The organism is Variovorax sp. CAN15 (assembly GCF_030462475.1).
GTDB lineage: Bacteria > Pseudomonadota > Gammaproteobacteria > Burkholderiales > Burkholderiaceae_C > Variovorax.
This window is the reverse complement of record NZ_JASMRZ010000027.1, coordinates 55,388-67,891: the sequence shown is the minus strand read 5'-3', so window position 1 is coordinate 67,891 and position 12,504 is coordinate 55,388. Positions and strand designations below refer to the sequence as shown.

The 12,504-nt window shown below is 65.9% G+C and carries 11 protein-coding genes; 7 read left to right on the top strand and 4 right to left on the bottom strand.

Going from position 1 to position 12,504, the window contains the following annotated elements; all coding sequences use genetic code 11:
• Positions 1–229: 229 nt before the first annotated feature.
• Positions 230–1,300: an IS30 family transposase gene (locus QMO14_RS18150; protein WP_301508811.1), complete on the top strand. Its 1,071-nt coding sequence runs from the start codon at positions 230–232 to the stop codon at positions 1,298–1,300.
• Positions 1,301–1,394: 94 nt separating this feature from the next.
• Here QMO14_RS18150 and QMO14_RS18145 read toward each other — a convergent pair whose 3' ends face one another.
• From QMO14_RS18145 to QMO14_RS18130, 4 genes are all read right to left on the bottom strand, one after another.
• Positions 1,395–2,165 carry an SDR family oxidoreductase gene (locus QMO14_RS18145; RefSeq protein WP_301508810.1) on the bottom strand — a complete coding sequence of 257 codons (771 nt, stop codon included), beginning with the start codon at positions 2,163–2,165 and terminating at the stop codon, positions 1,395–1,397.
• A 92-nt stretch (positions 2,166–2,257) separates the two neighbouring features.
• Positions 2,258–3,178 (bottom strand): pseudouridine synthase, encoded by a 921-nt coding sequence (locus tag QMO14_RS18140; RefSeq protein ID WP_301508809.1) that lies wholly within the window; start codon positions 3,176–3,178, stop codon positions 2,258–2,260.
• Positions 3,175–4,488 carry a leucine-rich repeat-containing protein kinase family protein gene (locus QMO14_RS18135; protein ID WP_301508808.1) on the bottom strand — a complete coding sequence of 438 codons (1,314 nt, stop codon included), beginning with the start codon at positions 4,486–4,488 and terminating at the stop codon, positions 3,175–3,177. The genes QMO14_RS18140 and QMO14_RS18135 overlap by 4 nt, the downstream gene beginning before the upstream one ends.
• A 9-nt stretch (positions 4,489–4,497) precedes the next feature.
• A complete protein-coding gene (locus QMO14_RS18130) occupies positions 4,498–5,568 on the bottom strand; it encodes an MBL fold metallo-hydrolase (protein ID WP_301508807.1) in 1,071 nt (356 codons plus the stop codon).
• 118 nt (positions 5,569–5,686) lie between these two features.
• On the opposite strand from QMO14_RS18130, the gene QMO14_RS18125 reads away from it, so the two are divergent.
• From QMO14_RS18125 to QMO14_RS18100, 6 genes are all read left to right on the top strand, one after another.
• On the top strand, positions 5,687–6,121 hold the full coding sequence (locus QMO14_RS18125; RefSeq protein WP_301508806.1) for a MerR family DNA-binding transcriptional regulator: 435 nt from the start codon (positions 5,687–5,689) through the stop codon (positions 6,119–6,121).
• Between the two features lie 27 nt (positions 6,122–6,148).
• Entirely contained in the window at positions 6,149–6,889 is a 741-nt protein-coding gene (gene can, locus QMO14_RS18120) for a carbonate dehydratase (RefSeq protein ID WP_301508805.1), read from the top strand.
• A 42-nt stretch (positions 6,890–6,931) separates the two neighbouring features.
• Positions 6,932–8,752: a bifunctional isocitrate dehydrogenase kinase/phosphatase gene (gene aceK, locus QMO14_RS18115; RefSeq protein ID WP_301508804.1), complete on the top strand. Its 1,821-nt coding sequence runs from the start codon at positions 6,932–6,934 to the stop codon at positions 8,750–8,752.
• 56 nt (positions 8,753–8,808) lie between these two features.
• The gene (locus QMO14_RS18110) at positions 8,809–9,993 is read left to right on the top strand and encodes an acetyl-CoA C-acyltransferase (protein ID WP_301508803.1); all 1,185 of its coding nucleotides are present in this window, start codon (positions 8,809–8,811) and stop codon (positions 9,991–9,993) included.
• A gap of 88 nt (positions 9,994–10,081) precedes the next feature.
• Positions 10,082–11,332: a glutamate carboxypeptidase gene (locus tag QMO14_RS18105; protein WP_301508802.1), complete on the top strand. Its 1,251-nt coding sequence runs from the start codon at positions 10,082–10,084 to the stop codon at positions 11,330–11,332.
• Positions 11,333–11,373: 41 nt separating this feature from the next.
• Positions 11,374–12,504, top strand: coding sequence for an acyl-CoA dehydrogenase family protein (locus tag QMO14_RS18100; protein ID WP_301508801.1), 1,131 nt, complete (start codon positions 11,374–11,376; stop codon positions 12,502–12,504).

Genomic DNA, 12,504 nt, shown 5'->3' with positions numbered 1-12,504 from the left:
CTACGCCTGTTATTTATTTGGCGTTTGATCGGTTGGGTGGGGGGAGTGCTCGGCGGGTTGAGATTGAGGAGGAGGCGGTTTGAGTCGTCTTTCTTCTGTGGTGAGTTTGGATTCCGGGGCCGGGTCTCGCCCCGGCGGGCGACCTACTTTTCTTTGCTTCGCCAAAGAAAAGTAGGGGCGGTTTCAATTCTGAAGTGCAACACACTCGATCCTGAAGGGAAGAGCTTGCATGACCAGGAGTTACGAACAGCTGAGTGCCGAAGAGCGAGGGATGATCATGGCGATGAAGCTGCAGGGCAGCAGCGCCAGATTGATCTCCCGGACCTTGCGGCGTGCTCCCAGCACGATCACGCGGGAGTTGCGACGCAACGGTTTCAAATCCGATGCGGAGCTCGGCACGATGGGACGCCCGCGCATTGCGGGTGGCTACGATGCGGCAAGGGCCGGCGCACGCGCTCGCCGCGTACGACGCCAGGCGCGGCGTCGGTGCAAGCTCCACTTCGAGGGCGYACTGTGGCGCAAGGTTCGGGCGTTGCTGGAGCAATGTTGGTCGCCCGAGCAGATCGCCGGCACACTCAAGCAAGAGCACCCTGGACAACGCGAATTGCAAGCTTCCCACGAGACGATCTACACGGCCATCTATGCCGCCCCGCGCGGTGGATTGCGCAAAGAACTGGTGGCGTTGCTGCGCCAGGGCCGCGGCGCGCGCAGGCCCCGCGCTCGGGGGGAAGACAGGCGTGGTTCGCTGCAGGACATGGTGAGCATTCACGTGCGTCCGCCCGAGGCCAACGACCGCCTGCTGCCTGGGCATTGGGAGGGCGACTTGATCAAGGGAAAGCTCAACCGTTCGGCCGTGGGCACCTTGGTCTGCCGCAAGACCTTGTTCGTGATGCTGGTCAAGATGGATGGCGCCACGGCGCTGGATGCTCTCAAGGGCTACGAGCAAGCCTTCTCGCCATTGGACGAAGCGCTTCGAAAAACCTTGACCTACGACCAAGGCAAGGAGATGGCCTTGCACAAGAAGCTCGCCGAAAGCACGGGTTTGAAGATCTACTTTGCGGATCCTCACAGCCCTTGGCAGCGCGGCATCAACGAGAACACCAATGGTTTGATCAGGCAGTACCTGCCCAAGGGAACGGACTTGAGCGTTCACTCTCAGCGCCATCTCGATCACATCGCCTGGAGCCTGAACACCCGCCCACGCAAGACCTTGGGGTTCCGTACTCCGGCACAAGTCCTCTTCGAAGACTGTTTCAACCAGAATGTCGATATCCAACCTATCGTTGCACTTGGGATTTGAGACCGCCCCTACTTTTCTTTGGCGAAGCAAAGAAAAGTAGGTCGCCCGCCGGGGCGAGTCCCGGCTCCGGGAAACAAAGGCCCAGCAAAACCCATCAACGCGCGTGCGTAACGCCCCCATCCACCACCAACGTAGACCCCATCACATAGTCCCCAGCCCGCGAGGCAAGGTAAATGGCAGCCCCAGCCATGTCCTCAGGCACCCCGATCCGCCCCGCCGGAATCCGCCCCTTGATCTCATCCCCATGATCCCGAGCCACCTTGTTCATATCCGAAGCAAACGCCCCCGGCGCAATCGCACTGACCACGATGCGATCCTGCGCCAGCCGCAGCGCCATGCGCCGAGTCAGCTGAATCAGCCCCGCCTTGCTCGCCGCATAGGAGTACGTCTCCTGCGGGTTGACCGAAATCCCGTCGATCGACGCAATGTTGATCACCTTCGCCAGATGGTCAGTGGCGGCCTTCTTGAGCATCGGCGTCAACGCCTTGGTCAGGAAGAAAGGCGTCTTCAGGTTGAGATCCACCACCTTGTCCCAGCCGCTTTCCGGAAACTCTTCATACGGCGCGCCCCAGGCAGCCCCAGCGTTGTTCACCAGGATGTCCAGCGAGTCTTCGTGCTTCGCATAGGCATCGACCAGCGCCTGCGCCCCCTCCAGCGTCGACACGTCGGCCGGCAGCGACACGCAATGCCCGAAGGCCGACAGCTCCTTCGCCGTCTCGTCGCAGGCCGCGGCCTTGCGCGCCGAGATGTAGACGCGCGCGCCCTGAGCCAGGAAGCCCTCGGCGATCATGCGGCCGATGCCGCGCGAGCCGCCGGTGATCAGCGCGGTGCGGCCTTTCAGCGAGAAGAGTTGGGTGGTGTCCATGATGCGGATGTCTCCTGAATGATTGAATGCGTACGGGAATGGATCGATCGGATTCAGGAAACGAGCTTAGTGCGCGCGGCGCCGCGCGCGCGTCACCTCGGTGTCAGCAGCAGGCTGCGAGGACTGGTGAAGCAGCGCTGCTCGCCTGTGACGGGGTCGGTGAAGGCCAGCGAACGGGCCAGCAGCTGCATGGGCTTGCCGAAGTCGTCGGCCCCTTCGGGCAGCAGCACGGGATAGATCGGATCGTTCACGATCGGCATGCCCAGTGCCATGCAGTGCACGCGCAGCTGGTGCTTGCGCCCGGTGATGGGTGACAGCCGCAACAGCGCACGGCCCTCGTGCACGTTCAGCACTTCGATGCGCGTCTCGGAGTTGGGCTCGCCGGGTTCTTCGCGCACACGCATGAAGTGGTCGTCGTCGACCAGCCGGCTGCGGTAGACCGCCGGCACCGACGACACGCCCTCGCGCCACGGCACCACGGCCTCGTAGTGCTTGGTGATGCGGCGCTCGGGAAACATGGATTGATAGGCGCCCCGGGTGGCGGGCTTCACCGAGAACAGCACCAGCCCCGAGGTGCTGCGGTCGATCCGGTGCAGCGGCACGAGGTCATCGAGCTTCAGCTTGCGCTTGAGGCGCACCAGCAGGCTTTCCTTCAGGTACTTGCCCTTGGGCGTCACGGGCACGAAGGGAGGTTTGTCGACCACCAGCAGCTGGTCGTCCTGGAAGACGACCTCCTCTTCGAAAGGAATGCTCGCCTCGCCATCGAGGGTGCGGTAGTAGTACACGCGCAGCGGCGACTGGTAGCGGCGCGTGGCGGTCACCGGCACGCCGTGCTCGTCGACGACGTCTCCCGCCTCGATGCGCTCCAGCCACGCTTCGGGCGTGATGATGGGAAAACGCTCGATCAGGTATTGCGCGATGGTCGGCCAGGGGCCGTACGGCAAGCCGGTGCAGCTCGGGCCTACGCCGTCGCGCGTGGGCAGCGGCATTTGCGTTGGCCGGCGGCGGGTCATGGCAGGGGTGCTTGTTGCTGCTGCAGTGCCGACAGGGCTTCGGCGAAGGTGGGGCGTGCCGATGCGTCGGGGTGCAGGCAGCGGTCTCTCAGCGTCGGCATCTCTGGCGGCGGTGTGTCGGTGCAGCGGTCGAGCAGTTCTTCAAGCAGGCAGCCGAAGGCCCGCACTTCCAGCGCCTGGAATGCCTTCGTCTGTTGCGCGTCGAGCGCGCCGGTGAGCCATGCCGCGCCGAAGTCGCCGAGCCGGCCGCCGCCCCGTGCATGCCACAGGATGTTGTGCGCGTAGAGGTCGCCGTGAAGGATCCCCCGCGCGTGCAGATGCTGCATGGCCGAGGCGATGTCGCGAGCGATGCGCAGCGCCGTGTCGGCGGTCCATTTCGCCTCTTCGGCGTAGACGTCGCGTGTGCACGAAGCAAGGCTCGGCGGCCCGGCAAGGGTGGCGAACGCGGGATCGACCAGCGCCATCACGAGGCCCTCGGTGCCATCGGAGTGTCCGTCGATGCGGCTCTGCGCGGCGATCAGCGTGGGATGCGCGCCGGCCGCGATGCTGGCGGCCATTTCGCTGTGCGGCCAGCCGTCGCTGGTGACCGCGCCCTTGAAGAGCTTGACCGCCACCGGCTGCGAGTCGGCGCCTAGTATGGCCCGGTGGATCACGCCCGATGCACCTTCGCCGAGCTTGTCGCCCAGCGTGAGTTCGCTCCAGTCGACGTGCGGCACCGACTGCGCCACGATGGCCGCGTCCTCGGCCTGGGTGTCGAAAGGATTGCCCGCGCAGGCGAGCCACGACAGGCGCGGCAGCGTCGGCAGCCAACCGGGCAGCGTCTCGAAGCGATTGGCGGAGATACGCAGCAGTTCGAGCTGCTCGAACCTCGCCATCGAATCAGGCAGCGTGCGCAGGCGGTTGCCCGCGAGCATCAGCTTCTGCATCCGCGTGCATGCGCCCAGCGAATCGGGAAGCTGCTCGATTTCGTTGTCGGTGAGGATCAGCCATCGCAGCGAAGGCGGCAGCGCATTGGCCGGCACGGTGCGGATGCGGTTGGCCTTGAAGCCCACGATGTCGAGGCCCCGACAGCGGCCGATGGACTCCGGCAGCGTGGTGAAGCGGTTGTCGGAGCAGAACAGCACGCGCAGCCTGTGCAGGCGGTGCAGGTCGTCGGGCAGCGTGTCGAGCGCATTGCCCGAGAGGTTCAGCACTTCCAGCGAATCGGCAAGGTCGAAGAGCTCGCGCGGGAACTCGGTGAGTCCGCACGAGAGGTCGATACGTGTTGCGCCTGCCAGCCGGCCCGCGCGCAGCTGAGCCAGCGTGTCCATCCGCGGAGTCTAAGCCGTCGTGGCTTTGGGTCCGAAGCGGTAGATGCCGTCCTTGCCCAGTTCGCGTTTGACCTGGCCGGCGAACCACAGCAGGTGCAGGTGCGCCACGGTCTCGCCCATGGCGAAGGTCATCTGGTGCAGGTCGAGTTCGCGCTTGAACAGGATCGGCAGGCCCTCGGCGGCCGTAAGGGCGCGCGCCGTGCAGGCTTCGAGCAGCTCGGCCAGGCGGTCGCGGTGGTGCTCCTGCAGCTGGTCGACGCGGCGATGGATGCCCCTGAACGGCTTGCCGTGCGAGGGCAGCCCCAGCGTGTCGGCCGGCAGCGCCTTGAACTTGTCGATGCTGTCGAGAAAGAGGCGCAGCGAGTTCGCCTCGGGTTCGCCCGCGTGCACGCTTACGTTGGTGGAGATGCGCGGCAGCATCATGTCGCCGCCCAGCAGCAGCTTGAGTTCGTCGCAGTACAGCGAGATGTGCTCTGGTGCGTGGCCGTAGCCGCTGATGCAGCGCCAGGCGTGGCCGCCGATGGTGACGATGTCGCCGTCGAGCATGCGCACGAAGCTGTCGGGCACCGAGGGCACCATGTTCGCGTAGTAGTTGGTGCGCGCGCGGATCTTGGCGACCGCCTCGGGGTCGGTCAGCCCGTGCGAGGCGAAAAAGCTCGCCGCCTGCTCGCCGCCCGCCAGGGTGTCGCCGGCGGTGCTGAGCACGCGGGCCACGTGATAGTCGGTGGAGCTGATCCACAGCGGCACGTTCCAGCGCTTGCACAGCCAGTCGGCCAGGCCGATGTGGTCGGGGTGCATGTGCGTGACGATGACGCGCAGGATCGGCATGCCCTGCAGCTGCGTCTCGAAGACCTGCTCCCATTGGGCACGTGCCTCGTCGCGGGCGATGCAGCAGTCGACCACCGTCCAGCCCTCGACGCCGTCGATGCTGTCGCGCAGCAGCCAGAGGTTGATGTGGTCGAGCGCGAAGGGCAGCCGCATGCGTATCCAGCGCACACCGGGCGCCACCTCCAGGGTCTGGCCGGGCTCGGGGAGCGTGTCGCCGAGGGGGTAGTGGAGTTCGCGTTCGAGGAGGTTCATGTAAGATTGACGTTTACGTAAACGTCATGAGTCAAGGGCACCATTGTAGGGATCGCGGCGCAAACCTGCTGTCGCGCCCGTAACGCCCCGAACAGAGCCTCTTCCCGCCACCGTCGCCATGCCCGCGCAGACCTTCACCATCAGCCAGCTCGCGAAGGAATTCGACCTCACCACGCGGGCCATCCGCTTCTATGAGGACATGGGCCTGCTCTCGCCCGAGCGCGCCGGGCTGCAGCGCATCTACAGCTCACGCGACCGGGCCCGGCTCACGCTCACGCTGCGCGCCAAGCGCCTCGGCCTGAGCCTGACGGAGGCCAAGGACATCCTCGACATGTACGACAGCCCGCGCGACACCGTCCCGCAGCTCGAAAAATTTCTCGGCGTGCTGGGTACCCACCGGGCCCAGCTCGAGGCGCAGCTCGCCGAACTGCAGGCCAACCTTGCGGAAGTGAAGGAGCACGAGAAAAAAGGGCGGGCAACGCTCGCCAAGGCGCAGAAAAGCAAGACGCAGAAGGCCGGAAAGGCCCCCACCCCAGCCGAAGCCAAGGCCTGATACACCTCTCATCGACAATAGCCGACTATGTCCGAAAAATCCGACAACCTCGACGACCTCTTCGCCCACAACCGCGCCTGGTCCGCCCAGATGGAGCGCGACCGTCCCGGCTTCTTCACCGGCCTGGTGAAGCAGCAGACGCCGCGCTACATGTGGATCGGCTGTTCCGACAGCCGCGTGCCCGCCAACCAGATCACCGGCCTGGAGCCGGGCGAGGTGTTCGTGCACCGCAACGTCGCCAACATCGTGGTGCACTCCGACCTCAACGCGCTCTCGGCGATCCAGTTCGCGGTGGAGCACCTGAAGGTCGAGCACATCATGGTCGTGGGCCACTACGGCTGCGCGGGCGTGAAGGCCGCGCTCAGCGGCAAGCGCATCGGCCTGGCAGACAACTGGATCCGCCACATCCAGGACGTGCGCGACCGCCACCACGTGATGCTCGAGAGCCTGCCCGACGAAGACGCGCGCGTCGATGCACTGTGCGAACTCAACGTGGCCGAGCAGGTGGTCAACGTGGCCGTCAGCACCGTGATGGTCGATGCCTGGGCGCGCGGCCAGAAGGTCAAGATCCACGGCTGGACCTTCGGCGTGCACGACGGCCTGCTGCAGGACCTGGGCCTGAGCGTGGACGGCACGCAGCCGATGGACGCCGCCTACAAGGCCACCGTGCAGCGCATCCGCCACAAGTGGAGCAAGCCCGGCGAAATGGTGAGGTCGGCAGGGGCGCAGAGCGCGCAGCCCAAGGCCGAGAGTTCCGGCCAGTCCTGACGCCGAGCGGCCCGCCGCCTTCCAGCCTCTCCTTCGCCCGTCATGTTCCCGCAGCGCCTCGATTCGCCGCTGGCCTACGACATCGCGAAGGCGATGATGGACGGCTTCAACCGGCACTACCGGTTGTTCAGGGCCGAGTCGGCGCGCGCCAAGCACCGCTTCGAAACCGCCGACTGGCACGGCCAGCAGCGCGCGCAGCGCGAGCGCATCGAGTTCTACGACCTGCGCGTGGGCGAGGCCGTGGCCCGGCTCGAGAAGGAGTTCAAGGCGGGTGACCAGCCGATGGACGTGTGGCACCAGATCAAGCTGCACTACATCGGCCTGCTGGTGGACCATCACCAGCCCGAGCTTGCCGAGACCTTCTTCAACTCGGTGACCACGAAGATCCTGCATAGGGCGTACTTCCAGAACGACTTCATCTTCGTGCGCCCGGCCATCAGCACCGAGTACATCGAGCCGCGCGGCGCGCCCACCTACCGTCCCTACTACCCGTCGCCCGAGACGCTGGCCGACACCATCGAGCAGATGCTCGACGACTTCGCGCTGCTCGGCACCTTCGCGAACAAGCGGCGCGACGCGGAGCGCGTGGCGCACGTCATCCTGAACCGCCTCCACCAGGTCAAGCTGCGCGCCAACTTCCAGCTGCAGGTGCTGTCGGGCCTGTTCTTCCGCAACAAGGGCGCGTACGTGGTCGGGAAGATCATGAACGGCTTCACCGAGCTTCCGTTCTCGCTGCCCATACTGCACGACAGCCACGGCCGGTTCTACATCGACGCGGCGCTCTTCGGCGAAGACGACCTGCAGATGCTCTTCAGCTTCGCGCGCGCCTACTTCATGGTCGACATGGAGGTGCCCTCTGCCTGGGTGCAGTTCCTGCGTTCGCTGATGCCGCGCAAGCCACGCGCCGAGATCTACAACGCGCTGGGCCTGGCCAAGCAGGGCAAGACGCTCTTCTACCGCGACTTCCTCTCGCACCTGAACTACTCGAGCGACCGCTTCCGCATCGCGCCCGGCATCAAGGGCATGGTGATGCTGGTGTTCGACCTTCCCTCGTTCCCCTTCGTGTTCAAGGTCATCAAGGACTTCTACCCGCCGCAGAAGGACACCACGCGCGAACAGATCAAGGGCAAGTACATGCTCGTGAAGCAGCACGACCGGGTGGGCCGCATGGCCGACACGCTGGAGTACAGCGACGTGGGCTTTCCGCTGGACCGCTTCGAGCCCGAACTGATCGAGGAGATCCGCAAGTTCGCGCCCAGCCAGCTGGAGATCGGCGACCGCGACGGCAACGGGGAGATGGAGGTCGTGGTGAAGCACGTCTACATCGAGCGGCGCATGATCCCGCTGAACATCTACCTGCAGGAAGCCTTCGACACGCTGGCAAACCCCGAGAGCCCGGCGCATGCGAAGCGCGCGAAGGACCAGCTCGAACATGCGGTCGTCGAATACGGCAACGCCATCAAGGACATGGTGGCCGCCAACATCTTCCCCGGCGACATGCTGTGGAAGAACTTCGGCCTCACGCGCGGCGGCAAGGTCGTGTTCTACGACTACGACGAAATCGAGTACGTCACCGATTGCCAGTTCCGCAAGGTGCCCGCGCCGCGCAACGAGGAGGACGAAATGAGCGGCGAGGTCTGGTATTCGGTTGGGCCGAAGGACGTGTTCCCCGAAACCTTCGAGCCCTTCCTGCTGGGCAACAAGGACGTGCGCGAGGCCTTCATGGCCCACCACGCCGACCTGCTCGACGCCGCCTTCTGGCAGCACCACAAGCAACGCATCCAGGCCGGGCAGATGCTCGACGTGTTCCCGTACGAAGAGTCGCAGCGCTTCAGGCACGAAGGGCATATGACGCACTTCTGACCCGAACGGCCATTTTCGATTTCCACTTTCACATCATTCCTGAAGGAGACCTCCACATGTCCGAATCCATCGTCATCGTCGGCCTTGCCCGCACTCCCATGGGCAGCTTCCAGGGCGACTTCTCGTCGCTCTCCGCGCACGACCTGGGCGGCGCCGCCATCAAGGCCGCCGTCGAGCGCGCGGGCATCGCGCCCGACAGCGTGGGCGAAGTGCTGTTCGGCAACTGCCTGATGGCCGGCCAGGGCCAGGCCCCGGCGCGCCAGGCGGCCTACAAGGGCGGCCTGCCCGACAGCGCGGGCGCGGTCACGCTCAGCAAGATGTGCGGCTCGGCCATGAAGGCGGCGATGCTCGCGCACGACCTGCTGCTGGCAGGCACGCACGATGTGATGGTGGCCGGCGGCATGGAAAGCATGACCAACGCGCCCTACCTCATGCTCAAGGGCCGCGGCGGCTACCGCATGGGCCACGACCGCATCTTCGACCACATGATGCTCGACGGCCTCGAGGACGCCTACCAGCCGGGCCGCTCCATGGGCACCTTCGGCGAGGACTGCGCCGCCAAATACAAGTTCACGCGCGAGCAGCAGGACGCCTTCGCCATCGCCAGCGTCGAGCGCGCCAAGAAGGCCACCGACACCGGCCTCTTCAAGGACGAGATCGCGCCCGTCACCGTGAAGGGCCGCGGCGGCGACACGGTGATCTCCATCGATGAAGGCCCGGGCAAGGTCAAGCTCGACAAGATCCCCACGCTCAAGCCCGCGTTCAAGAAGGAGAACGGCACCATCACCGCCGCATCGAGCTCGTCGATCAACGACGGCGCGGCCGCGCTGGTGATGATGACCGAGTCGCACGCGAGGAAGATCGGCGCGAAGCCCATCGCCCGCATCGTCGGCCATGCCACGCACGCGCAGCAGCCCGAGTGGTTCTCCACCGCGCCGGTCGGTGCGGTGCAGAAGCTCTTCGCCAAGACCGGCTGGAAGGCGCGCGACGTCGACCTGTGGGAAGTGAACGAAGCCTTCGCCGTGGTGCCGATGGCGCTGATGCACGAGCTCGACGTGTCGCACGACATCGTCAACGTGCACGGCGGCGCCTGCGCGCTGGGCCACCCGATCGGCGCCAGCGGCGCGCGCATCATGGTCACGCTGATCCATGCGCTGAAGGCGCGCGGCAAGTCGCGCGGCGTGGCGACGCTGTGCATCGGCGGCGGCGAAGGCACGGCCGTGGCGCTCGAATTGCTATAAGAGCAGGGCCGGCAGCGTCCGATCAGGGCGCTCCCGGCTTTTTTCATACAGACAGACATACAGACAAATGCGTAGAGCAGGAGATTTCATGCGCCCATCCATCCACCGTACCGCCATTGCCGCCTTGCTGGCCGCCGCTTTCCTGGCACCCGCCGCCAGCTGGGCCCAGAAGCGCGACAACGTGCTGTTCCAGGCCGCCACCGACGAGCAGCCCGCGGTGATCAAGACGCTGGAGAAGCTGGTCAACATCGAGACCGGCACCGGTGACGCCGAAGGCATCGCCGCCGCCGGCAACTACCTCGAGGGTGAGCTCAAGAACCTGGGCTTCACCGTCACGCGCAGCAAGTCGGCCGGCTTCGTGGTGGGCGACAACATCGTGGGCAAGATCAAGGGTCGCGGCGGCAAGAACCTGCTGCTGATGTCGCACATGGACACCGTCTACCTGAAGGGCATCCTCGCGAAGGCGCCCTTCCGCGTCGAGGGCGACAAGGCCTACGGCCCCGGCATCGCCGACGACAAGGGCGGCAATGCGGTCATCCTGCACACGCTCAAGCTGCTGAAGGAATACGGCGTGCGCGACTACGGCACCATCACCGTGCTCTTCAACACCGACGAGGAAAAAGGCTCCTTCGGCTCGCGCGACCTGATCCAGGAAGAAGCCAAGCTCGCCGACTACGTGCTCTCCTTCGAGCCCACCAGCGCCGGCGACGAGAAGCTGTCGCTGGGCACCTCGGGCATCGCCTACGTGCAGGTCAACATCACCGGCAAGGCATCGCATGCGGGCGCGGCGCCCGAGCTGGGCGTGAACGCGCTGGTCGAGGCCTCCGACCTCGTGCTGCGCACGATGAACATCGACGACAAGTCGAAGAACCTGCGCTTCAACTGGACCATCGCCAAGGCCGGCAACGTCTCCAACATCATTCCCGCCAGCGCCACGCTGAACGCCGACGTGCGCTATGCGCGCAACGAAGACTTCGACGCCGCCATGAAGACGCTGGAAGAACGCGCGCAGCAGAAGAAGCTGCCCGAGGCCGACGTCAAGGTGATCGTCACGCGCGGCCGCCCGGCCTTCGACGCCGGCGAAGGCGGCAGGAAGCTGGTCGACAAGGCCGTGGCCTACTACAGGGAAGCCGGCGGCACCCTGGGCGTGGAAGAACGCACCGGCGGCGGCACCGACGCGGCCTACGCCGCGCTCTCGGGCAAGCCCGTGATCGAAAGCCTGGGCCTGCCGGGCTTCGGCTACCACAGCGACAAGGCCGAGTACGTGGACATCAGCGCCATCCCGCGCCGCCTGTACATGGCTGCCCGACTCATCATGGACCTGGGCGCCGGCAAGTAAGAAGAAGCGCGAACAAGACAAGAAAGACAGGAGACGACGCCATGCTGCTCAGCGCCGACCAGGAAGCCATCCGCGACGCGGTGCGCGATTTCTCGCAAGCCGAACTCTGGCCCAACGCCGCGAAGTGGGACCGCGAACACAGCTTTCCGAAGGAGGCTCACCAGGGCCTCGCGGCGCTGGGCGCCTACGGCATCTGCGTGCCCGAGGAGCATGGCGGCGCCGGCCTCGACTACCTCACGCTCGCGCTGGTGCTGGAAGAAATCGCCGCCGGCGACGGCGGCACCAGCACCGCCATCAGCGTGACCAACTGCCCCGTCAACGCCATCCTCATGCGCTACGGCAACGCGCAGCAGAAGAAGCAGTGGCTCGAACCGCTGGCGCAGGGGCAGATGCTCGGCGCCTTCTGCCTCACCGAGCCGCAGGCCGGCAGCGATGCGTCGAGCCTGCGCACCACCGCGCGCAAGGACGGCGACGGCTACGTGATCGACGGCGTGAAGCAGTTCATCACCAGCGGCAAGAACGGGCAGGTCGCCATCGTCATCGCGGTGACCGACAAGGGCGCGGGCAAGCGCGGCATGAGCGCGTTCATCGTGCCGACGAACGCACCCGGCTACAACGTGGCGCGGCTGGAGGACAAGCTGGGCCAGCACAGCAGCGACACAGCGCAGATCAACTTCGACGGCTGCCGCATTCCGCGCGAGAACCTCATCGGCGCGGAGGGCGAGGGCTACAAGATCGCGCTCGGCGCGCTGGAAGGCGGGCGCATCGGCATCGCCGCTCAGAGCGTGGGCATGGCGCGCAGCGCCTTCGACGCCGCACTGGCCTACGCCAAGGAGCGCCAGGCCTTCGGCGGCTCGATCTTCGACCAGCAGGCCGTTGGCTTCCGCCTTGCCGAATGCGCGACGCAGATCGAAGCCGCGCGCCAGCTGATCTGGCATGCGGCCAGCCTGCGCGACGCCGGCCTGCCCTGCCTGAAGGAAGCCGCCATGGCCAAGCTTTTCGCGAGCGAGATGGCCGAGCGCGTGTGCAGCGCCGCCATCCAGACGCTGGGCGGCTACGGCTACGTGAACGACTTTCCGCTGGAGCGCATCTACCGCGACGTGCGCGTGTGCCAGATCTACGAAGGCACTTCGGACATCCAGAAGCTGCTGATCCAACGCGCGCTGGCGTGA